The organism is Hydrogenobaculum sp. (assembly GCF_049967395.1).
Classification (GTDB): domain Bacteria; phylum Aquificota; class Aquificia; order Aquificales; family Aquificaceae; genus Hydrogenobaculum.
Map to the genome: position 1 here is coordinate 21,394 of NZ_JBMFST010000005.1, position 21,505 is coordinate 42,898.

Sequence of the window (21,505 nt, forward strand, 5' to 3'; positions counted from 1 at the left end):
AAATCCTATGCCTTCGCTTTTTTAGCGGGGGCATACGGGTCTTTCAAATTTATATAAAAATAATATCTAATCTAATCAAAATCAATCTGTAAAGTTATATAAAATTAAAACATTATTCAGCTAAATTAAATCAAAACTTTATTAAAATCAAAATATAACCTTTGATATAATATTAGTCTAATCTTAGCTGGAGGTTTTCTATGAAATTGCATGAGCATCAATCTAAGGAATTGCTCAAAAGATACGGCTTGCCTGTTCCTGAAGGTTACGCTGCTTTTAATTTAAACGAAGCGAAAGAAGCAGCTCAAGCTTTAGGTGGCTACCCATTGGTGGTAAAAGCTCAGATTCACTGTGGCGCTAGAGGGAAAGCCGGCGGTGTAAAGATTGTAAAATCAGATGAAGAGTTGGAATCATTTTCTGAATCCATGCTTGGAAAGGTGCTAAAAACTGTCCAATGTCCAAATGGGAAAGTGGTTTCAAGGCTTTTAATAGAAAAAGCAACTCCCATAGAAAAAGAGTTTTACCTTAGTATAACATTGGATAGATCAAATTCAAAAATACTTATAATGGCTTCTAAAGAAGGCGGCATGGAGATAGAGGAATTATCAAAGGAAAAACCAGATGCTATAATAAAAGAGTATGTAGACCCAGCCCTCGGTATAATGCCTTATCAAGCTAGAAAGTTGTCTTTTGAGCTGGGTTTAAATCCATCTTTGTTTGGTAAAATAGTTTCAAAGCTATATCAAGCTTACATGGATTTGGATGCTTCCTTGTTAGAGATAAATCCTTTGGTGCTTACAAAAGACGGTAATATAGTACTTTTAGATGCGAAGGTTGAAATAGATGATAATGCAGCTTTTAGACACAAAGATATAGAAGAGCTTGAAGATATCACTCAGATAGACCCGCTTGAAGTTGAAGCCAAAAAGTACGGCTTAAATTATATAAAACTAGAAGGCAATATAGGATGTATGGTAAATGGTGCTGGGCTTGCAATGACTACCATGGATATTATTAAGTTGGCTGGTGGCTCACCTGCAAACTTCTTAGACGTAGGTGGAGGAGCTTCTGTGGAGCAAATAGCCAACGCATTTAGAATACTTACATCCGATGAAAATGTAAAGGCTGTTTTTATAAATATATTTGGTGGAATATTGAGGTGTGATAGGCTTGCTCAAGGTTTGATAGAAGCTGCTAAAATGGTAAATATAAAGATTCCAGTGGTAGTAAGGCTAGAGGGCACAAACGTAGAAGAAGGAAGAAAGATATTAAAAGAATCTGGCTTAAACTTTGAGAGCGCTATAGATATGTGGGACGGTGCTCAGAAAGCTATAAAACTTGCACAATAAAGGAGGTTTTGTATGTCTATATTGGTAAATAAAAATACAAAAGTGGTAGTACAGGGTATAACCGGTAAAGAAGGCTCTTTTCATGCTATACAATGCAAAAACTACGGTACTCAAGTGGTGGCTGGAGTGACTCCGGGTAAAGAAGGTATAGAAGTAGAAGGTATACCTGTTTTTAACACTGTAGAAAATGCAGTGAAAAACACCGGAGCTAACTGTTCTTTAATATTTGTTCCACCTCCTTTTGCAGCAGACGCTATAGTAGAATCTGCAGACGCTGGTATTGAGCTTATAATATGTATAACAGAAGGTATTCCTGTAAAGGATATGATACCCGTAAAATATTATCTTAAGAAAAATTATCCCAATACAAAACTAATAGGTCCAAATTGTCCTGGAGCTATTACACCAGAAGAGGCAAAGGTAGGAATAATGCCAGGGCATATATTTAAAAAAGGTAACGTAGGCATAGTCTCAAGAAGCGGAACTTTGACTTATGAGGCTGCTTTTCAACTTTCTAACCTTGGAATAGGACAATCTAGTGCTATAGGTATAGGTGGTGATCCAGTCCATGGTTTGTCTCACAAAGACGTGATAGCACTTTTCAACGAAGACGAGGAGACAAAGGCTATACTTATGATAGGTGAGATAGGAGGTACATCGGAAGAAGAAGCTGCAGAATACATAGCTTCAAACGTTAAAAAACCAGTATTTGCTTATATAGCAGGTATCACAGCTCCTCCAGGTAAAAGAATGGGACACGCTGGAGCAATTATAAGCGGTGGTAAGGGAACTGCAGAATCAAAAATGAAAGCTTTGAAAGAGGCCAATGTGACTGTCATAGAAAATCCAGCTTTTATAGGTAAAGTTATAGCTGATGCATTATCATGATTAAAAAGGTAGCAAAAATTAACAGATTGTTATATTATAATAAGATTATTTTTAAGGAGGTATTTTGTTATGGCAAAAATCGTCAAAACCATAGTTGACCCTGATCTATGCACAGCCTGTGAGGTTTGCTATGATAGGGTTCCAGAGATATATAAAAACCGCGGAGACGGTATAGCTGAAGTTGTTAAATCAGATGTACCGCCAGAGCTTCAAGATGCGGTTTTAGAAGTAACGGATGAGTGCCCAAGCGGCGCTATAGCCACAGAAGTAATAGAAGAATGATATCTCGGAAAGGAGATTTTCTATAGAAATATATTTTGTAGGCACGGCCGGTGGCCGTGTTTCTACTTTTAAATATATAAGAAAATCAGGCGGCTTTATTATAAAAGCCGAAAACACAACAGCCCATATAGATCCCGGTCCTGGAGCCTTTTTAAACATTTTATCTCTTGGTTTTAGACCTTGGGATATGGATATATTTATCCTTTCTCATATACATTTAGACCATTCGGCAGACATAAACACGATGGTTGAGTCTGCTAAAGTTGGTACCAAAGAATCTAATAAACAATTAGCTATAGGTGCTCCAGAAGATGCTTTTTATGGAAATACGAAGGTTATATTAGATTTTATACTCAAGAAAACCGATAAACATTTTATCTTCAAAGAATATGCCAGCTATATCTGGAAGGATTTAAAGATTGATATATTAAAAAAACACACTCATCATGGTGCCATAACGTATGGTATTGTTTTTAACAATAAAATAGCATATCATCCATGCGCAAAGTTTGAACCACATATAGTAGAGCATTATCCAAAAAGCGTAGAAGCGCTTATTTTAAATACAACCTTCTATAGACAAAGGCAAAATATAGACCATCTTTGTAAAGACGATGTTATAAATATATTAAATATAGTAAAACCAAAAATGGCTATTATTACGCATTTTGCTTCTGATATGCTTGAAGCTGGGCCAGAGAACGTAGCAAAAGAAATAGAAGATAAAACAAATGTAAAAACCATAGCTGCCTTTGATGGTGCTAAAATAATATTATGAATTTTTTAAAAAAACTTTCAAATCCAAGAGTAGTCACCGTAATAGCTATAGTTTACGGGCTTTTAATAGTAATATTAAAACCATATATAAGCAGTTCTCAGTTTATTTTTGGTGTTATAACGGAGACAATACTTATAGGCTTACTAATATTTATGGATGTGTTTAAGAAATAAAGGGGGCAAGCATGAAGATAATAGCAGTATTGTTGGCAGTTTTATTTGTAAGCTTGGTCTTGTTTTTCCTTACAAGAAAAAGAGAATACCTTTACTACACAAAAAAAGGTAAATTATGGTTAGGTTTCGCTGGAGTTGCAGTTATTACCATGATGGACGAGCTCACCAGCATATTTTACGCACCTGGCGAAGCTTTTAGGTTCATAGGTTATAAGTCTATTACATATCTTTCGCTCACATCGCTTCTGATATTTTTATACTCTCTTACTATGACTGAAATAGCTGAGATACTTGAAAACAACAAGATAAAAGGCGGCGGGGTATATAGCTTTTCCTATTTTGTGTTTGGTGCTACAGCATCTTTTATAGCAGCCGGTTCTATTATAGTAGATTATGTAAATACAGCTGTTATGTCTTCAATAAGCGCTGTAGAAAATTTAAACTTCTTTTTTCATTGGCCACTTGTATTTAAACTAGGTTTAGAGCTTTTGATAATATGGTTGATAGCTGGTTTAAATCTCATAGGAGCAAAAGAAAATGCAAAAGTAACATACGCTTTGTTTGCGATAACAGCCTATGTGCTTACGATTTTGGCTTTTTTGGGTATATCTGAATTAGACCATACTCAAATTAGTAGAGTTGTATCCTCTTATAAAACAACCCTTTCACAAGATTTCTTAACGTTAGATCCTTTAAAAACTATAGAGCTTATATCTATTGGATTTGGATCAACTATTTTGGCTTACTCAGGCATAGAATCTGTGCTTCAAACCCACAAATTGGTGGAAAATTGGAAAACCATATATAAAGCTTATATAATGCTTGGGTTAACAGTAGGGATATTTACACCTTTAATAGGCACATTGGCTTTGGCAAGGGTAGAGAACCCATTGGATCACGTAGATGATCTTATAACTTACTACTCTAAACTTGTAGGCACAAATATAATGGCCATAGCGGTAGTTATTTTAGCGTCTTTAACCCTTGCTTTTGCTGTCAACACTGCCTTGGTAGGCGCTACAGAGCTAATATCCACAATGGCTGACAACCATAAAGCTTATTGGATATCTACCACCAACAGGTTTCACGCTCACTACCGCATAATAATCTTTATGAGCGTATTTTTTTCGTTTATAGTACTCATAACCCAAGGAAACCAAGACATAGTTGCTGATATGTACGCTATAGGGCTTATAGCAACGTTTGTTATAAACACAGGCACTATAATACTTTACAAAATTGTAAGAGGAAATGCGCAAACAAAAGAATATAGAACGGGTATATTTAGAAATTTAATACTATTTATAGTGTTTCTATCAACGTTTATATATATAGTTATTCACAAGCCTTACGGTACTGCAATGTGGACATTTGTAGTACTATTTTTCATCATAGCTGGAAATATTGTGACTCGCATTAAAACTACTGAAGAAGAAGAAAAGATAGCCCAGATAGATAAATACGCCGATGTAATAGATTATATAGGCTCTTTACCGAAAGATAAGCCAATTCATATTTATTTTAGAAGGCCCTCTGAAAATGTTCACGAAATAGGCGAAAATATGATATATATAACATTTTTCTTTCTAAGGCAAAAAAGACCACCTAAGAAGCTTTTTAAAAGCCACTTTATATTGCCAGTAAATGCTTTTTGGGGCATAGGGTACAGCTCTAAGAAACTGTTAGAAGACATAAACAACCAATATCCAGATAAAATTTTCAACATACATTTTGGATGGCCTTTGTCTTCTTGGTTTGAGCGTATATTTACGGGTGTTATGGTATACAACATACTACAAATGCCAAAACAATTTCCAAACTGGAACTTTTTTATAGAATATAGAGCTGGTACTTATAAGCCAAAGAAATGATACATTATCTTTTGGCATTTTTCGCATCTTTATTTGCTGGCGGTATCAATGCTGTAGCAGGTGGCGGTACTTTGATAAGCTTTCCTACACTTATAGAGCTTGGTTTATCTTCAAAGATATCAAACACAACAAACACCGTTGCTTTATGGACAGGTTCATTGCTTGGAGCGATAGGTTATAAAAGCTATTTTAAAGATGCCTTGCCCACTATAAGAAAGCTTTTTGTACCGTCTTTGATAGGTGGTGTATTGGGTGGATTTTTGCTTTTATATACACCACAAAAAACTTTTAACTTCATAGTTCCTTTTCTCATACTCTTTGCAGCGATATTGTTTAGTTTTGGGCCAAAAATATCAAGGTTTACTTCTCGCATAAAAGCTAGATACATATTTTTAATACAGCTTATAACGGCTGTTTACGGTGGATACTTTGGTGCTGGTATGGGTATAGTTATGCTTGGAAGTATTACAGCTATTGGAATTGATGATATACACGTAGCAAATACTGTAAAAAATACTTTGGCTTTTTTGATAAACTTGAGTGCAGCTATACTGTTTTCTCTATACGGCAAAGTAGAATGGCATTATGCAACAATCATGATGTTTGGTTTTGCCGCCGGAGGTATACTATCTTCTTTAATATCTCAAAAAATAGATAGAGTTTATATAAGGATGTTTATAAATATTGTAGGATATACGTTGGCTATATACTACTTTCTAAAAGTGTATATTTTATGAGTATAAAAGCGTTGATGTATCACAGCGTGGGAATACCACCAAAAGAAGCTTTGTTGAAAAGCTTGTATACAAACCCAAGGCTTTTTGAAAATCAAGTTAAAATCTTGAAAGTTTTAGGTTTTAAAAGTGTAACTTCCGATGAAATTGTGGATTTTGTAAAAGGTAAAGATATGAAGAAAAAGGTGTGTATAACTTTTGATGATGCCTATGACGATGTGTTTGATAACGCTATACCAGTACTTAAAAAGTATGGTTTTAAAGCGATTATATTTGTACCGGTAAATCTTGTGGGAGAATACAACAAATGGGATTTTGAAAGATTAAACGTGAAAAAACCAGTAGCTTCTTGGAAACGTATAAAAGAGGCGTTGAAAGAAGGGTTTGAGATAGGCTCTCATGCGTTGACTCATACTCCGTTGACCCATCTTGATGATAAAAGCTTAAAACAAGAAGTAGAGCTATCTAAAAAAATACTAGAAGATAAACTCGGCGTAGAAATTAAATCTTTTTGTTATCCATATGGAGATTATAACGAAAGAGTGATGGATTTTGTAAGAGAGGCTGGATATAAGTTGGCTTTTAGCGTGGATTCTGGGCATATAAAAAAAGGAGATAACCTTTACAATCTAAAAAGAGTTCACATGAGGCATAACACAAACATTTTTAGGCTTTTATTGAAATTATCAGTTTTGTATAGATAAACCCTCCCTCCACTTCTACATCTTTAAACTTTAAGCTAAGCTTCTTATCTTTTCTATCTTTACCGGTATGGTGTTTCTTGCGGTGGCTCCGGTGACAAAATCTGTGAGCACATGTCCTTTTGGGCGTACTGGGTCTTGAATACCAAGCATATTTATATTGACGCCAGTTTGACGTAGCGGCATTGCTGGTAGCTTTTTATTGTTTATATATATAGTATCTGCACCTTCAGCCAACCTTCCAAGTCCATGTTCTATACCTATTGTACCTGGTGTTATACCTTCTTTTACTCTAACTATACCTATTATATATTGTCCAAATGGATTTGAAACTTTTACCAAATCCCCATACTTTATACCAAACTCTTTGGCAGTTTTGGAGTTTATATCTATGTAAGTAGAAAGTTTTATATCTCTTAGCTTATCAGAAGAGGCGTTTGGCGATGATAACACGTTTGATTTATAACCAAAGGCTATGAGAGAATATTGGTTTCTATCTACCTTTGTCCACAAGCTTGAACCATCTGCGCATATTGGTCCTTCTATGTACTTTGGCACTCCATGATAGTATTCTCCGGTGATGGCATCTTTAGTGCTTCCTAGTTCTTCGTTGTATATGTTTAGTATTTTTTTATACTTATGGTTTACGTATATACCATCATACGCTGTTTCGTAAGGGGCGTATCTGCCACCTCTACTCATAATTGTTGCTACTTTACGCCAGTTGTCGCCATTTATGGATTTTAAAAGCGGTACCCAGTTTGTAAGGCCTGCAAGCTCTATATCCTCGTCTGTAGCGTCTGGCACTGGTGTTTCTTGCATGGCTAGATTTTCAAAAGCTCTTAAATAAAAATCGTGAGGCCTATGTAAAGGATATGTTTTGCCGTCTTTTCCTTTTATAGCATTGTCTCCAAAACCTGGTAGGTTTAGAGCTTTGCCAAGTTCTATAAAAAAGCTTTCTGCACAAATAGTTTCGCCGTTTTTAAACTTAGCATTGGGGCTTTCTATAGCAGGATATCTAATAGTAGTTATCTTTGTCAGATAAGCGCCCCAAGGAGCCATAGCACCCCATTCTTCGTATAAAACGGTATCTGGAATTATATAATCTGCGTATGTACTAGTCTCGTTTATAAATGGGTCTATAGCAATGAAAAGAGGTATCTTTTTAGGGTCTTTCAGATATTCTATTACGTTTGAAAAGCCAGATTGAGCGTAAGCTGGATTTGAGTTTACTGTTATGAGAGCCTTTAAAGAATATGGATATCCATGGGCGGAAGACGCTATCCAGTCAGATTCAATAGCATTTGAGAATGGATACCATTTGTCTTTTGCGGGATAAGGATTTAACCCTTGAGCTTTTTTATTTTTATATTCTGTGGTATCTTGATATTTAAAGCCAGCTCTATCTATTCTGACTCCGTGGGTTTTCACCTTTCCATCGTAATCAAGAAGATCATAAACTGGACCTTTGTATGCGTCGTAAGTACCACCTTTTATAGCCATGCCGCCTTTATAGTTCATATTGCCCACCATCGCACCAAGCATTGCCACAGCGTAAGCGGTGTACATGCCTACGGTGTTCATAGCCCCTCCGTGTATATCTGTGGTAGCTTTTCTGCCGTAAGAAGTAAACTCTTGAGCTATTCTTACGATGGTTTCTTTTGGTACACCGCACATTTGAGCATACTCATCTAACGAATATTCAAAAGCTGCCTCTTTTAAAAGCTGAAAAGCGCTTTTTACATGGTAGGTTTTTCCATTTAAACTAACTTGCTGATCTACAAACAAAACACCAGTTCTCACATTTTTGGCGTTTTGCAACGAGTTTGTGGCAGCGTCTATGACGTAAGGGTCACCGTTAGCGTCTCTTAGGATTTTACCGTAGTCTTCTCCTTGGTCTTGTATGACAAGATGTGTGGCATTGGTATAGCTTACTTCGTTGGCAGCTTTCATAGCTTCTTCGCTTGGTATAGATAAATAAGGAGCGTTATAGAGGTTGTTTTCTATAATGTATCTGAAAAGCCCCATAACAAAAGCTAAATCTTGCCCAGGATAAATAGGTACCCATTCGTACTTTGCACCTATAGACATATTATCAGTATTCACCGCAGTAGGCGTAACAACCACTATCTTTTTTAAAGGTCCTTCAGTCCTAGCCCTTGCTAAAAGTTTGCCTTGACGTTTGAATGGGTTTCCAGCTTGGGCTGGTGCTGTACCTATGGATAGTATATACTCTGTATTGTCAAAATCTGGTTTGGCATGGGGAAGCTTCTTGAAATCACCAAAATAAGCAGCTTGACCTATCCTCATTGCAAGACCGCACATTGAAGTATGCCCAGAAAAGTTAACAGTGCCAAAGGCTTTGACAAACCTATGTACTATAAATGTTTTTCTTCCATCGTCGTTGGTACCAAGCACGCCAAGTTGATTTGATTTTGGGCCATACTCTGGATTGTTGGGGTCTATAGGTGTATTTATATCCCTTATGCTTTTAAGACCTTCTACAAATCCTTCTCCAAATAAATTACCGCCGTTTACAATCTCTTGAATAAGCTGCTCTGGCTCTATTTCTACCCATTTATGTGAGCCTCTGGGACCTACTCTCTTTAGAGGTTTTGTGACTCTGTATCTAGTGTAAAGCTTGTCAAATACTACATTTCCTCTAGCGCAAACCGTGGAACGGTTTTTAAGACCAGATTCATCTATACCAGATACCCAAAAGATGCTTTCTTTTACAGGCTTATCGTAAGGAAGCCATGGATCTGAAGAAAGCAAATTGTAAGGATTTCCAAATACCCTTACAACTTTCCCGGTTTTTTTGTCGACCTTAATACGCACTCCACACTGGGTAGTACAGCCTATACACACCGTGTTTGCATAGTAATAATCTTTATTTACAACGTAATTGCCATTTTCGTTGGTAGGGGTTTTGGCTTTTAACAATTCTGGTAAATGTACGTTACCGTATATAGGAAATCTTGGTTTTGGACCTCTTCTTCCAAATGTAAAAAGATATTTAAATGTTTTCAAATATCCTAAAGCCATCGTACCAAGGCCGGCGGCCGATACGCCTAAAAGAAACTTTCTACGAGTAGTGTTCATCCTTTTACCTCCTTACCAAAGCCTTTGTACAAGTCATCTGTGTGGGGTAATAAAGCTATGGTAGCTGCTAAAAGCCCTATAATACCACTCCAGTTGGCTATCAAAGATTGTAAACTGTTGTGTCCAAATATTGGCATTGTATAAGTGAGAAAGCCTCCTATCATCTTTGGGAAGCTTTGCCCACCTATTACAAGGCTGTATTTAAAATACCAAGCTCCAAAGGCTGCTAAAGCACCAGCTATAAACATAAAGAAAGCGGATTTTTTAAATCTACTAAAAGCGAGTATCATAGGCACAAACAAGAATAAACCTAAATCAAATACCAATATACCAATTAGGTCTTCTTTGAAGTAAGCTCTCATATAGTATTTTGTAATGCCACTAAAAGCAAGACTAAAAGAGTACCAGAATAGGTCTAGAATTAATTCACCTACGATAGCCCAAGCCATTATATTAGCTACGGCAGCTATATCGTCTCTATCTATTTCTTTACCCATAAGCTTTTGATATATTGGATAAAAAAACAATACAAACCCAGAACCAGATACTAAAGCAGATGTGAGCATAACAAGCGGTAACGCTGGAAAATGCACTAGCGGGAAAGCCACCAATATTCCTACAATGTAACCTGTATAAAATTCAACACCAATACCAAACAAAAGGCCTATTGCACCAAGATAAAACAATATCTTTCTATCTTTTTTGATGGCTTCTTCTGTTAAATCTAATCTATTTAGCGTTAAAAGCTTAAAAACTAACTTCAACCTATTGTCTTCAACGCTGTGGTATAAATTTACGAAGAACGGTCTATAGTAAGCTATCAAGCTAAGCAAAGAAAGTACCGTGTAAGTAGTTAACAGTATAACACCCCACTTCATGGGAGACGTTGGGAAGTGAGACCATCCGTATAAAAATACGTGGATCATTCTGCCAGGTTGTTTTAAATCATCTACTAAGTTTAAAGGGGCTATTGCTATGAAAGAGAATGCTATTAAAAGACACATGCTCGCTAGCCTTTTAAATTTTTCCATACCAAAAACAGCGTAAAGGCTGTATATAAAGAAAGCCCCCACGCTTATGCCACCTGTCCAAAAATAGTTTGGTATGTTTACACCCCATGGTCTAGAAGGGGTAATGGAAGAGGCAAACACCAAAATTTTGTGGTAAGTATCAAGCATCATGTTTGTAATCCTCCACGTTAACTATATCTTGAAGTGGCTTTAAAATCATCCACTCGGACTCTTCAGATTTTATTTTGTAATATTCTCTTGCTAAGTCATCTAAACTTTCAAAGTTTGTAGGTGGTGTATCTTGAAGTTCTCCATAAAGGTTTATGTAAAATACATTTGGTATAGTGCCCTGTTCTGGTCTTAGTACATTTACTGGATAAGTTCTTATAAGCCTTGAAACTTCGCTGTTTGGATCGTTTAAATCTCCAAATATCCTAGCTCCGCCTACGCATGATTCTACGCAAGCAGGCAACATTCCATTGTCTACTCTATGGGCACAGAAGGTACACTTATCAGCCACATGATACCTGTCGTTCATAAATCTTTTATCGTAAGGGCATGCATTCACACAGTATCCACAACCCCAACATATCGTGTTGTCGACAACTACTATGCCATCTTGTCTTTTGTAGGTGGCACCAGTTGGACAAACGGGAACGCAAGGTGGGTTTTCGCAATGATTACACAGCTGCGGTAAAAAAACCTTCCTTACATTAGGAAATGTACCGACTTCATATTCAGGTACGTATGTTCTATATTGATCTGTGGGCACATCGTTTTCTATAACACAAGCAGATGTGCAAGCTTGACATCCTATGCATTTTCTTAGGTCCATAACCATGGCAAATTTTTTGCCTTTTTGACCTACCCATTGAGGGTTATTTTCTTCTCTTCCTGGTATTGTGAGCATAGGAGGTACTTCCATAGCTTCTGCAGCTTTTTCGGATGCTACAACGCCTATAGCTGCGCCTATGGCTTTAAGGAAACCTCTTCTATCCATATGCTAAACCTCCAAAACAATTAATGCCATTATTAAAAATAATAACATACAGACATAATATTCTTATAACAATTAATTAAGATGGCATAAAATAAGTTTATATATGAGAGATTATTTATATTTTTAGAGTCAGACTTAGATTATTGAAAAAAGTATGAAACTTTGAATTTATATTTAAAATTTTAAAGCTTTTACAAAGTTAGGAAAATATTACTCGCCTGTTTTAAAACCAAGTACAGTATAAAGAGGGCAAAAGCCTATAGCTGCTGTTACTAAAAATACAAGCCCTATTACACCTAACAGGTCAAACAGCATTCCACCATGTTTTATGGCTAACAATATGAATACGATGCCCAATATAACTCTTCCTATTCTGTCCCACATAGCCATATTTTTTTGCATAAAACACCTCCTTTTAAAGAAAATATAAAAAAATATTTGAAAAAGTCAATGATTTTTATATTTCCACAATGACTTTCAATATACGTCTTCTATCGCTATCTATGATTTTAAACTTTAGCTTATCAATGTTTACTACTTCATTTCTTTGCGGTATTCTACCAAGATAGTAAGTAATGTAACCAGATACTGTAGTATAAGGACCCACTGGCAAATCTATACCTAAAACTCTAGAAAATTCGTTTATCTCTAGCCTTCCATCTACAAGCCATTTATCCTTTGCTATTTCTCTTAAAAGCTGGTCTTCTTTTCTAATATCGTCAGATATTTGCCCTACAATTTCTTTTAAAATATCTTCCAATGTGATAATGCCAAGTATCACACCCCTTTCATCCACAACAGCCCCTATATGTTCTTTTTTCCTTTTAAACTCTTGCAAAACATCTTTTAAAAAGGAAAACTCCGAGAAAAGTTGTATAGGCCTTATGGATATGCCTATTGGTGTATTTGGGTCTTTGTCTATTATATCAAAAGCCCTGATATAACCAAGTATATCGTTTACGGTATTTCTAAATACTGGTAATCTTGAATATCCGCTTGACTTCATCTGATAAATAGCTTGTTCTACGAGTGCTCCTTCTTCTATCATGGCTACTTCATAGATAGGTCTTACTATTTCACCGGCTCTTCTTTCCTTAAAGGATACTATGTTTGATAAAATTAGGGATTCAAATTTATCTACGTCAAGCTCTTTTGAGATAATTTTTAAAATTGTACTTCTACTGACATGAGCGTGCGGTTTTGACATGTATTTGAAAAATATATGTTTTATAGCTTTTGATAAAAAAGAAGAAAAGCCAAACAAGAATCTTAGCTTGTACAAAATAAATATAACAGGTAAAATGACTTTATCGGCATACTTTTGGAATATTATTTTGGGTATTATTTCTCCAAATATTATTGTTAATATAACAAGAGTTTCGGAAAAAAATATGTAAGTGTGTTTTAAAATAGGTACATCTTTGGATATTTCGAAAAGCATTATGGTGTAAAGGCTTGCTGCAAATACTATGCTTATGGTGTATCCAAATAGTGTAAACGTTAGAAACTCCTCTTGGTTTTTTAAAAACTTTGAAACCATATCTTTGTAGGAGTTGTTTGATTTTTTGGCAAAAGCTTCAAGCCTTGACTTATTTGAAGATAGGATAGCCATTTCTGAGCCCGAGAAGAAACCCTCAAGCAGTATAAAAAATATGATTCCTAATATATAGCCTATAAGCTCCATCAAAAATCTCTTTTGACGGTTTTCTCTATAAGCTCCATAAGTTTTTCTGAGATAGGATAATAAGATAACTCTTGTTTTACCTCTTCTAAAAGCCTAAAAGCAAGTTCTTTTGTGTGTATCACCCCGCCTTTTTCAATAACCATATCGATTATGTTATCTAGCTCCTCTTGAGAAGGGTTTTGAGAGACCAATATATTTTGCAGCAGTTCTTTATCTAATTCGTCTAATACAGATATAACTGGATATGTTACCTTGCCCTCTTTTAAATCGCTTCTTGAAGGTTTTCCTAGTTTTTGACTATCTACCTCATAATCAAGAGCATCATCTATAAGCTGAAAAGCTCTACCAAGCTTTAAACCGATATCAAAAAATTTTTCATATTCTTCGTAGTTTGATATTAGAGCCCCAACGCCAAAACAAGCCCCTATAAGGTATGCGGTTTTACCGTCTATAATGTCAAAATATGTTTTTTCGTCTATTATGGAACCTATGCTTTTAAGCTCTAAAAGTTGACCTTCTGCCATTCTCATAACAGCTTTTGATAAAATGTCTATCATCTTTGCGTTGCCGTAGTTAGCATATAAAAATAGGGCTTTAGCGTAAAGGTAATCTCCGGTAAGCACCGCCACTTCTTGGCCAAACACTTTGTTTACAGAAGGCTTTCCTCTTCTTGAGTCTGCTTTATCTACCACGTCATCGTGAAGCAAAGAAGCTATATGAATATACTCTATACCACATCCAAGTGTTATAGCCTTATCTAAATCACCACCAAGACTTTCCACCAAATAAACCAGCAAAAGCGGTCTAATTCTCTTGCCACCGGCTTCTATGATAGAGTTTCCAGCTTTTAATATGGTATCTACAGAACTATCTAAATTTTCACTAAGAGCAAACTCTATCCTTTTTCTAATGTTGTCTAAACCACTTTGCTGAGCCATACTTTTATTAGTTTATCATATTTTTATAAAATATTACTCAAGTTAAAATCCTATAAACAATTCTTATATTTTAGCTTTTTATACTATCAAAATTTAACAAATCCATATACTCCCACTCTCTAAAAGCCATTGCGTATATCTTGTGCTTGGTAAGATAGTTGATGATGTTCTTTTGAAGCCTCAAAGAGGCAAATATAGGTACAAGTTTGTAATCTTTATACTCGTCAAAAAGCTTTCTAAACCTTTCTATCTTATCGGTTCTAAAATCATCTATATAGTCTATCTTTGGTGTTGATTTTACCTCTATAAGGAATACAGTTTTACATTCATCGCTTACCGCTATTACGTCAAACTCATCTTGTAAATCATCTTTTATTCTTTCTCTGTTCAAAGATAAGTCTGTTATCTTGCATTTAAAATAGCTTTCCAAAACAGGTCTTGTGGCTGGAAATATGATATCTTCTACTATAGTCCCCAGCTTGTTTGACAAAGCTCCCCATTCTTTGTTAAAGCGCTTTATCTCTTTATCTTGTCTTTTTTCTATCATTTCCATTCTTTTAATAGATTTTTCTACAGTCTCTCTTAGACTTTCCACCATCTTCTCCTGTTTTTTTAGTGACTCTTCAGAGTTTTTCCTTAGCTCTATTATACTTTCTTTTAGCTCTGATATCTTTTTACCTTCTTCTTTTAGACTTTCCCTGAGCTCTTCTATTTTCTTGCCTTCTTCTTTTAGGCTTTCTCTAAGCTCTTCTATTTTCTTGCCTTCTTCTTTTAGACTTTCATAAAGAGCTTCTATGTTTTTTCTCATTTCCTTATCGCTTTTCTCAAGCATCAACATACCAGCCATAAACTCTTTTAACATCTCTTCGACTTCTGAAAGCCTTCCTTCTACAGATTCCATAGTATAAATATATACACTGGAAAAAATTATGTCAAGCCAAAAAACTCTGCTATCTTTTGTTCTACAAACTCTTTAAACTCGTTTTTGAATCTATCCTTATTAAACCTTTCTGCGTTCTTTCTTATCTTAAAAGCATCAAAACTATCTTCCATAGCCTCAAATTTTTTTACAGCAGCTACGATAGCCTCTGTAGTTTGGTTTTCGAAAAACAAACCGCTTTCACCATCTACAACAGTTTCAAGAACACCACCTTTAGCATAAGCTATCACCGGTGTACCACAGGCTTGAGCTTCTACTGGAACTATACCAAAATCTTCCTCAGCCGCAAAAATAAACGCTTTTGCCTTACTCATATAATCTTTAAGAGCATGAAAAGGCTGATATCCAAGCATCTCTACATTTTTAGAGGCGTTTCGCTTTATTTTTTCAAAATCTGGCCCGTCTCCTATGACAACAAGCTTTTTATCGGGCATTTTTGAAAATGCATTTACTATCAAATCTATCCTTTTGTAAGGCACAAGCCTTGAAGCTGTCAGGTAAAAGTTTTCTTTTTTTGTATAAACCTCAAACTTATCTACCTCCACAGGGGGATATATAACTTTCGCATCTTTTCTATAAACTTTTTTTATCCTCTTTGCTATATAATTTGATATGGCTATAAAATAATCAACTCTATTTGCACTCACCACATCCCAAAGCCTTATCTTATGTAAAAAATATCTTGCCAACATGCTTTTTAAGCCTTTGTCAAGAGCACTCTCTCTTAAATACTCCTGATATAAATCCCAAGCATACCTAATAGGAGTATAACAATAACATATGTGAAGCTGATTTGAGTTTGTTAAAACTCCTTTTGCCACAGCATGAGAAGAAGATATAATTACATCGTAGTAAGATAAGTCAAACTGCTCTATAGCAAAAGGAAAAAGTGGTAGATAATTTCTATAAAGCTTTGTTGCTTTGGGCAGTTTTTGAATAAAAGATGTTTTTATGTTGGCTTTTTCAAAAATAGAACCCTTCAACGATTCTTCAGCTTTTAAAAGCGTATATACATCAGTAGGATAAAGCTCATATATAGCTTCCAAAGTTTTCTCCGCTCCCCCAATTGTTACAAGCCAATCGTGGACAAGCGCAAATTTCATCAAACTATGCTATCAAAGACTCATCTTCAAGCAAGGAAGCCTTGTAAATTAGCTCTACCTCTTTCTCTGTAATATCGGCTGGATTTATATTAAAAGCGTTTCTACCGGTAAAGTACACATCTTCTGCAAGAGTGTAAGGAAGATCCTCATCTGGGGCTATACCAAGCTCTTTTAAGCTAAGCGGAAGATTTAGCCTTTTGGTGAGGGTTTTTAGCGTTTCAAGAAGATGATATTCATCCTTTAAGCCTAACTCTGTTGCTAACTTTCTATATTTTTCTGGCGCTCTTTTTATATTGTAAAGGGTAACGTAATATCCTAAAGCCGATAAACCTTTTGCGTGGGCTACTTGTGGATACCTACCAGATATAGGATGCTCCATAGCGTGAATAAGACCCGCCCTTTTTTGGTCTATAGCAATACCTGCAAGCATAGCCGCATAGCTCATGTTTTCTCTGGCTTCTTTATTGGTTCCGTCTTTGTATGCCACTTCAAGCCATCTCAGTATTAACCTTAAGGCTACTACATCTAAGTCTTCTGCAAGTCTATTGTTAAGCCTGTTCGTATAAGATTCTAAAGCATGGTAAAAAGCATCCATACCTGTGGTGGCGGTTAGGTCTTTGTCCATACTCATAGTAAGCTCTGGGTCTACTATGGCTACCTTTGGATAATTTAAAGAATGGGCTATCGCAAGCTTTTCTTTTCTGTTTGGATTTGATATTACAGAGTATTTGTTTACTTCAGAGCCAGTACCAGCGGTGGTGGGTATAGCTATCACCGGCCTTGTGTAATAGGGTATAGATTTTGGACCCTCTGGATAAAACACGTATTCCCAAGCAAAACCTTCGTTAGAAGACACTATGGCTATAGCTTTAGCCGCATCTAATATTGAACCTCCTCCAAGACCTATAATAAAATCTACTTTGTTTTCTGCAGCTATTCTAGCTCCTTTGTTTACGCTTGCATCAGTAGGGTTTGGTTCTATTTCATCGTATATGATTACATCCCTTATGTTGTTTAAAATTAAGTTTGATATAACTTTGTCTAAGTATCCATGCTTTTTAGAAGATCTGCCTGTTACAATTAGCCCTTTAAAACCAAACCGCCTTGCCACTTCACCCACTTTTGAAAGAGTACCGTATCCAAAATGTATATCCACAGGCATATAGTAGTTAAACATCATAAATCACCTCTCAAAGGATTATATGGTCGCTTTTAAAAACAGGACCTTCTACGCAGGTTCTCGTATAACCATCTTCTGTTTTCACCACACAGCCAAGACAAACTCCGTATCCGCAAGCCATAGGATTTTCCAAAGAAATATAGGCTTCAAATCCCTTTTGCTTTGAAATGTTTTGCACAGCTTTCAACATAGGGGTAGGACCGCACGCATGCACACTCACATTTTCCATATCCTTTAAAGCATCTGTCACATAACCTTTTTTACCAAAACTCCCATCGTCGGTATAAACCTCAACAGGTATATCGTATTTTGAAAACCAATCAAGCATAACAAGGTGTTCTTTTGACCTTGCTCCGTAATATACTTTAAAATTTAAGTTTTTAGCTTTTAAAAGCTTACAAAACAAACTAACTCCAGATATGCCAATACCCCCAGCCAACACAACGTTTAACTTATCGTAAGAAGCTTCAAAAAATCCATTACCAAGAGGCATCAGCACATCCACAAACTCCCCTTCTTTCAAGCCGCTCATGACAGTAGTCCCTTTGCCTATTACGTCGTAGTATATATACATATTATCTTCTTCTACATCTGCTATAGCAAAAGCCCTTCTGTTTAAAGGATCAAAACTATCGTTTGGCTTTATCATAACAAAATGCCCGGGCTTTATATCGTAACGATGTTTTAGTTTTAACACCATCAAATAAGTATGTATGCCCACTTTTTCATTTTTTAGGATTTCTAACCTTACATCTTCCATAAAAATATTATACTCTGGCTAAAACACCAACAAGGTGTTATATTATTATTAGAGGAAACGAATGGGCACAAGCATACCAATGGCCATTTACGATAAGTTGGTAGAAAAGTTTGGTAAAGAGACTGCCGTTGAAATTGTAGAACTTCTTGAAGATACCCAAGACTATTTAGAAGAAAAAGTAGTTGAAGAAACTAAAAAAAGAAAAATAGAGTTAAGAGATGAACTAAGAAAAGAGTTAGCCACAAAAGAAGATATACTGCTTGTAAGACAAGAGATAGAGTCGCTAAGACAAGAGATGCAGACGATTAGACAAGAGCTAAAAGGAGAGATTGAAGCACTAAGGCAAGAAGTAAGAGGAGAGATAAAAGTGCTTAAGATGTGGATTTTTATCTTAGGAGTGCTTGAGATAGTTTTAAATCAAAACTCTTTGGAGCTTATAGCAAAAATATTGGGCAACGTATCCAAATAAGTATGCTAAAAAATAACATCGAAGAGGTATACACCAAGATAGAAAGAGCTTCATCAAAAGCTTCTAGAAAAAAAGAAGATATAAAGCTTTTAGCCGTCACAAAAACAGTACCCGTTGATGTTATAAAAGAAGCTTACAAATACGGTCTTAGGCTTTTTGGAGAAAACAAAGTCCAAGAGTTTTTAGGAAAATACGAAGCTCTAAAAGATTTTGATATAGAATGGCATTTTATAGGCACACTTCAAACAAACAAGGTAAAATACCTAAAAAATAAAGTAAAACTCATACACTCAGTAGATAGAAAAGCGCTTGTGGACGAGATTTCAAAACGAATGGAGCGTATGGATATTCTTATAGAAGTAAACGTAGGACAAGAACAGTCAAAATCCGGCGTAAAAGAAGAGCATCTAAAAGAACTAGTCGAATATGTACTATCAAAACCAAACCTACAACTTAAAGGGCTTATGTGCATACCACCTTATTTTGAAGATAAAGAAAAAGTACGCCCTTTTTTTGCTAAGCTAAGAAACTTAAAAGAAGATTTAGAAAATATTTTTAATATAACGCTACCGGAGTTATCTATGGGCATGTCTCATGATTTTGAAGTAGCCATAGAAGAAGGTGCCACCATAATAAGGATAGGTACCTACATATTTGGTGAAAGAGATTATAACAAGTAAAATTGATGAACCTTGCAAGAAAGATTTTTGAAGCCAACAGGATTTTTAAGCTTTTAGAAAAAGGCGATAGAATACTAATTGGTTTTTCTGGCGGTGTGGATTCTGTTGTATTGTCTTATCTTATGTACAAACTAAAAGATGTATTTGGAATTGAGATTGGATTAGCTCACTTTAACCATAACCTAAGAGAAGATGCAAAAGATGATGAGCTGTTTTGTATAAACTTTGCCAAATCCTTTGGTATTCCTATATACGTAGAAAGCTACGATATAAAATCCCTAAAGGGAAACGTAGAAGAAAACGCTCGTAAAAAGCGCTACGAATTTTTACAAAAGACAGCGAAAAAAGAGGCTTTTAACAAGATAGCAACAGCCCATCACCTAGATGATTTGGCAGAAACGATGATTCTTTGGTTTGTAAGAGGAGGTGGATTGAAAGGTTTATCTGGTTTTAAGGCTTTTCAAAACAACATAATAAGACCCCTTATCACCGCCACAAAAGAGGAAATTAAGGATTTTGCACAAAAAGAAAACCTAAGCTGGAAAGAAGATTATACAAACTACGATGAGACTATATCAAGAAACCTAATAAGACACAAGGTGATACCTATTTTAAAAAAGATAAACCCAAATTTTTTATCCACTGTGCTGCAAGAATCTATAATCCTTCAAGATGAAGAAGCTTTTTTAGAAAATTATACGGAAAACCTTATAAAAAGTATAGATGTTTTTGATATCAAAAGCCTAAAATCCCAACCAAAGGCTATACAAAGGCGCATAGTAAGGAAAATCTTTGGTACAAAGACCTTTCAAAAAACAGAGCTTGTTTTAAGGCTTTTAGAAAACGCCAAGCAAATAAGACTATCAAAGGATAAAATATTAGAGGTAAAAAACGGTAAAATAACAATCAAAAGAATGATATAATATAAAGCAAACTTTTAAGAGGTGGAAGATTTATGCCGAAACTATCACCAAGGGATATAAAGAGTAAAATAGCTGGTATAAAAAACACTATGCGTATTACAAACGCCATGAAAGTGGTCTCTGCTGCCAAGCTAAGAAAAGCCCAAGAGGCTATATTCAAAGCAAGACCATACTCTGATAAACTCTACGAAATAATGGCTCATCTTTTTGCCCATATAGATACTTATTCTCATCCACTTTTTAGAAGAAGGGATTTAAAAACCGTGGACTTGGTGGTTATAAGCGCAGATAGAGGATTGGCTGGAGCTTTTAACGCAAACTTGTTTAAAAAAGTGGATAGCTATCTAAAATCTTGTCAGAATCAAAACGTAAATCTTCATATAATAGGAAGAAAAGCCCATCAGTACTATTCTAAGAGAAAATACAACATAGTTAGCTCTTATCAAGATGTATTTAAGAAAGAAATAAACTTTGATATAGTAAAAGAACTTGGTGCTAAACTAATATCAAGGTATAAAGAAGAAGAAACTGACCTTATAGTGCTTTTCAACAATGAAATGATAACAAAAGCCACATACGCTCCAAAAGAAAGAAGGTTTTTACCAATAAGAGAAGAGGACATAAATATACAAGAACGCCCATTGGACCACAACACAGTATACAACATAGAAGGTAATGAAACTGATATACTAGACGGCATTATAAACATATACATGAACTACCAACTTTACAGAGCCATGTTAGAATCAAACGCCGCAGAGCACTTTGCCCGTATGGTAGCAATGGACAACGCCACCAGAAACGCCTCAGACCTAATCAAGAAATGGACTCTTATATTCAACAAAGCCCGTCAAGAATCCATCACCGCAGAGCTAATAGATATAGTAACAGCAGCAGAAGCCATGGATTAAGCTAATATACTGCATAGAAGTTTATAAGC

22 protein-coding genes are annotated in these 21,505 nt (G+C 35.6%); 12 read left to right on the plus strand and 10 right to left on the minus strand.

What is annotated here, in order from left to right; genetic code table 11:
* Window positions 1-200 precede the first annotated feature (200 nt).
* From sucC to ACP5S8_RS01520, 8 genes are all read left to right on the plus strand, one after another.
* Window positions 201-1,349: an ADP-forming succinate--CoA ligase subunit beta gene (sucC, locus tag ACP5S8_RS01485; RefSeq protein WP_461870438.1), complete on the plus strand. Its 1,149-nt coding sequence runs from the start codon at window positions 201-203 to the stop codon at window positions 1,347-1,349.
* Window positions 1,350-1,361: 12 nt separating this feature from the next.
* Complete coding sequence (gene sucD, locus ACP5S8_RS01490) at window positions 1,362-2,237, plus strand: succinate--CoA ligase subunit alpha (RefSeq protein ID WP_461870437.1); 876 nt, start codon at window positions 1,362-1,364, stop codon at window positions 2,235-2,237.
* A 69-nt stretch (window positions 2,238-2,306) separates the two neighbouring features.
* Complete coding sequence (locus ACP5S8_RS01495) at window positions 2,307-2,519, plus strand: ferredoxin (RefSeq protein ID WP_461870436.1); 213 nt, start codon at window positions 2,307-2,309, stop codon at window positions 2,517-2,519.
* Between the two features lie 100 nt (window positions 2,520-2,619).
* Complete coding sequence (locus ACP5S8_RS01500) at window positions 2,620-3,297, plus strand: MBL fold metallo-hydrolase (protein WP_461875453.1); 678 nt, start codon at window positions 2,620-2,622, stop codon at window positions 3,295-3,297.
* Complete coding sequence (locus ACP5S8_RS01505; RefSeq protein ID WP_461870435.1) at window positions 3,294-3,470, plus strand: polysaccharide biosynthesis protein; 177 nt, start codon at window positions 3,294-3,296, stop codon at window positions 3,468-3,470. The genes ACP5S8_RS01500 and ACP5S8_RS01505 overlap by 4 nt, the downstream gene beginning before the upstream one ends.
* Before the next feature lie 11 nt (window positions 3,471-3,481).
* Window positions 3,482-5,341, plus strand: a complete 1,860-nt coding sequence (locus tag ACP5S8_RS01510) for an APC family permease (RefSeq protein WP_461875425.1) — start codon at window positions 3,482-3,484, stop codon at window positions 5,339-5,341.
* Window positions 5,338-6,078 carry a sulfite exporter TauE/SafE family protein gene (locus ACP5S8_RS01515; RefSeq protein WP_461875426.1) on the plus strand — a complete coding sequence of 247 codons (741 nt, stop codon included), beginning with the start codon at window positions 5,338-5,340 and terminating at the stop codon, window positions 6,076-6,078. The genes ACP5S8_RS01510 and ACP5S8_RS01515 overlap by 4 nt, the downstream gene beginning before the upstream one ends.
* Complete coding sequence (locus tag ACP5S8_RS01520) at window positions 6,075-6,779, plus strand: polysaccharide deacetylase family protein (protein ID WP_461875427.1); 705 nt, start codon at window positions 6,075-6,077, stop codon at window positions 6,777-6,779. The genes ACP5S8_RS01515 and ACP5S8_RS01520 overlap by 4 nt, the downstream gene beginning before the upstream one ends.
* Window positions 6,780-6,809: 30 nt before the next feature.
* On the opposite strand, the gene ACP5S8_RS01525 is transcribed toward ACP5S8_RS01520, so the two are convergent.
* The 10 genes from ACP5S8_RS01525 to ACP5S8_RS01570 form a co-directional block, all read right to left on the minus strand.
* Window positions 6,810-9,878 carry a molybdopterin-dependent oxidoreductase gene (locus ACP5S8_RS01525; RefSeq protein ID WP_461875428.1) on the minus strand — a complete coding sequence of 1,023 codons (3,069 nt, stop codon included), beginning with the start codon at window positions 9,876-9,878 and terminating at the stop codon, window positions 6,810-6,812.
* Window positions 9,875-11,059 carry an NrfD/PsrC family molybdoenzyme membrane anchor subunit gene (gene nrfD / locus ACP5S8_RS01530; protein ID WP_461875429.1) on the minus strand — a complete coding sequence of 395 codons (1,185 nt, stop codon included), beginning with the start codon at window positions 11,057-11,059 and terminating at the stop codon, window positions 9,875-9,877. The genes ACP5S8_RS01525 and nrfD overlap by 4 nt, the downstream gene beginning before the upstream one ends.
* A complete protein-coding gene (gene dsrO, locus ACP5S8_RS01535) occupies window positions 11,049-11,888 on the minus strand; it encodes a sulfate reduction electron transfer complex DsrMKJOP subunit DsrO (protein ID WP_461870429.1) in 840 nt (279 codons plus the stop codon). Before dsrO ends, nrfD begins: the two co-directional genes overlap by 11 nt.
* A 210-nt stretch (window positions 11,889-12,098) precedes the next feature.
* Window positions 12,099-12,290, minus strand: a complete 192-nt coding sequence (locus tag ACP5S8_RS01540; RefSeq protein WP_461875430.1) for a YgaP family membrane protein — start codon at window positions 12,288-12,290, stop codon at window positions 12,099-12,101.
* 55 nt (window positions 12,291-12,345) lie between these two features.
* Entirely contained in the window at window positions 12,346-13,572 is a 1,227-nt protein-coding gene (locus ACP5S8_RS01545; RefSeq protein WP_461875432.1) for a hemolysin family protein, read from the minus strand.
* Window positions 13,572-14,510 (minus strand): polyprenyl synthetase family protein, encoded by a 939-nt coding sequence (locus ACP5S8_RS01550; RefSeq protein ID WP_461875433.1) that lies wholly within the window; start codon window positions 14,508-14,510, stop codon window positions 13,572-13,574. Before ACP5S8_RS01550 ends, ACP5S8_RS01545 begins: the two co-directional genes overlap by 1 nt.
* A gap of 70 nt (window positions 14,511-14,580) precedes the next feature.
* Entirely contained in the window at window positions 14,581-15,411 is an 831-nt protein-coding gene (locus tag ACP5S8_RS01555; protein ID WP_461875434.1) for a hypothetical protein, read from the minus strand.
* A gap of 26 nt (window positions 15,412-15,437) precedes the next feature.
* Window positions 15,438-16,553, minus strand: a complete 1,116-nt coding sequence (locus tag ACP5S8_RS01560) for a glycosyltransferase family 4 protein (RefSeq protein ID WP_461875435.1) — start codon at window positions 16,551-16,553, stop codon at window positions 15,438-15,440.
* Window positions 16,554-16,557: 4 nt separating this feature from the next.
* Window positions 16,558-17,733: an iron-containing alcohol dehydrogenase gene (locus tag ACP5S8_RS01565; RefSeq protein ID WP_461875437.1), complete on the minus strand. Its 1,176-nt coding sequence runs from the start codon at window positions 17,731-17,733 to the stop codon at window positions 16,558-16,560.
* A gap of 10 nt (window positions 17,734-17,743) precedes the next feature.
* Window positions 17,744-18,493: a dihydroorotate dehydrogenase electron transfer subunit gene (locus ACP5S8_RS01570; RefSeq protein ID WP_461875439.1), complete on the minus strand. Its 750-nt coding sequence runs from the start codon at window positions 18,491-18,493 to the stop codon at window positions 17,744-17,746.
* Between the two features lie 61 nt (window positions 18,494-18,554).
* On the opposite strand from ACP5S8_RS01570, the gene ACP5S8_RS01575 reads away from it, so the two are divergent.
* From ACP5S8_RS01575 to ACP5S8_RS01590, 4 genes are read left to right on the plus strand one after another with little or no spacing between them, the layout of a single operon-like run.
* On the plus strand, window positions 18,555-18,962 hold the full coding sequence (locus ACP5S8_RS01575) for a hypothetical protein (RefSeq protein WP_461875440.1): 408 nt from the start codon (window positions 18,555-18,557) through the stop codon (window positions 18,960-18,962).
* A 2-nt stretch (window positions 18,963-18,964) separates the two neighbouring features.
* Window positions 18,965-19,642: a YggS family pyridoxal phosphate-dependent enzyme gene (locus ACP5S8_RS01580; protein WP_461875441.1), complete on the plus strand. Its 678-nt coding sequence runs from the start codon at window positions 18,965-18,967 to the stop codon at window positions 19,640-19,642.
* 5 nt (window positions 19,643-19,647) lie between these two features.
* Window positions 19,648-20,565, plus strand: a complete 918-nt coding sequence (tilS, locus tag ACP5S8_RS01585; protein WP_461870888.1) for a tRNA lysidine(34) synthetase TilS — start codon at window positions 19,648-19,650, stop codon at window positions 20,563-20,565.
* A gap of 32 nt (window positions 20,566-20,597) precedes the next feature.
* Window positions 20,598-21,476 carry a F0F1 ATP synthase subunit gamma gene (locus tag ACP5S8_RS01590; RefSeq protein WP_461875442.1) on the plus strand — a complete coding sequence of 293 codons (879 nt, stop codon included), beginning with the start codon at window positions 20,598-20,600 and terminating at the stop codon, window positions 21,474-21,476.
* Window positions 21,477-21,505: the final 29 nt, after the last annotated feature.

What these genes read in the sequence shown, in the direction of transcription:
- ACP5S8_RS01510 (WP_461875425.1), top strand. Translation starts at nt 3,482, where the DNA reads ATGAAGATAATAGCAGTATTGTTGGCAGTTTTATTTGTAAGCTTGGTC.
- ACP5S8_RS01570 (WP_461875439.1), bottom strand. Translation starts at nt 18,493, where the DNA reads ATGGAAGATGTAAGGTTAGAAATCCTAAAAAATGAAAAAGTGGGCATA.
- ACP5S8_RS01545 (WP_461875432.1), bottom strand. Translation starts at nt 13,572, where the DNA reads ATGGAGCTTATAGGCTATATATTAGGAATCATATTTTTTATACTGCTT.
- ACP5S8_RS01505 (WP_461870435.1), top strand. Translation starts at nt 3,294, where the DNA reads ATGAATTTTTTAAAAAAACTTTCAAATCCAAGAGTAGTCACCGTAATA.
- ACP5S8_RS01565 (WP_461875437.1), bottom strand. Translation starts at nt 17,733, where the DNA reads ATGATGTTTAACTACTATATGCCTGTGGATATACATTTTGGATACGGT.
- ACP5S8_RS01525 (WP_461875428.1), bottom strand. Translation starts at nt 9,878, where the DNA reads ATGAACACTACTCGTAGAAAGTTTCTTTTAGGCGTATCGGCCGCCGGC.
- ACP5S8_RS01515 (WP_461875426.1), top strand. Translation starts at nt 5,338, where the DNA reads ATGATACATTATCTTTTGGCATTTTTCGCATCTTTATTTGCTGGCGGT.
- ACP5S8_RS01555 (WP_461875434.1), bottom strand. Translation starts at nt 15,411, where the DNA reads ATGGAATCTGTAGAAGGAAGGCTTTCAGAAGTCGAAGAGATGTTAAAA.
- ACP5S8_RS01550 (WP_461875433.1), bottom strand. Translation starts at nt 14,510, where the DNA reads ATGGCTCAGCAAAGTGGTTTAGACAACATTAGAAAAAGGATAGAGTTT.
- nrfD (WP_461875429.1), bottom strand. Translation starts at nt 11,059, where the DNA reads ATGATGCTTGATACTTACCACAAAATTTTGGTGTTTGCCTCTTCCATT.
- ACP5S8_RS01575 (WP_461875440.1), top strand. Translation starts at nt 18,555, where the DNA reads ATGGGCACAAGCATACCAATGGCCATTTACGATAAGTTGGTAGAAAAG.
- ACP5S8_RS01560 (WP_461875435.1), bottom strand. Translation starts at nt 16,553, where the DNA reads ATGAAATTTGCGCTTGTCCACGATTGGCTTGTAACAATTGGGGGAGCG.
- ACP5S8_RS01580 (WP_461875441.1), top strand. Translation starts at nt 18,965, where the DNA reads ATGCTAAAAAATAACATCGAAGAGGTATACACCAAGATAGAAAGAGCT.
- ACP5S8_RS01540 (WP_461875430.1), bottom strand. Translation starts at nt 12,290, where the DNA reads ATGCAAAAAAATATGGCTATGTGGGACAGAATAGGAAGAGTTATATTG.
- tilS (WP_461870888.1), top strand. Translation starts at nt 19,648, where the DNA reads ATGAACCTTGCAAGAAAGATTTTTGAAGCCAACAGGATTTTTAAGCTT.
- sucC (WP_461870438.1), top strand. Translation starts at nt 201, where the DNA reads ATGAAATTGCATGAGCATCAATCTAAGGAATTGCTCAAAAGATACGGC.
- sucD (WP_461870437.1), top strand. Translation starts at nt 1,362, where the DNA reads ATGTCTATATTGGTAAATAAAAATACAAAAGTGGTAGTACAGGGTATA.
- dsrO (WP_461870429.1), bottom strand. Translation starts at nt 11,888, where the DNA reads ATGGATAGAAGAGGTTTCCTTAAAGCCATAGGCGCAGCTATAGGCGTT.
- ACP5S8_RS01590 (WP_461875442.1), top strand. Translation starts at nt 20,598, where the DNA reads ATGCCGAAACTATCACCAAGGGATATAAAGAGTAAAATAGCTGGTATA.
- ACP5S8_RS01495 (WP_461870436.1), top strand. Translation starts at nt 2,307, where the DNA reads ATGGCAAAAATCGTCAAAACCATAGTTGACCCTGATCTATGCACAGCC.
- ACP5S8_RS01520 (WP_461875427.1), top strand. Translation starts at nt 6,075, where the DNA reads ATGAGTATAAAAGCGTTGATGTATCACAGCGTGGGAATACCACCAAAA.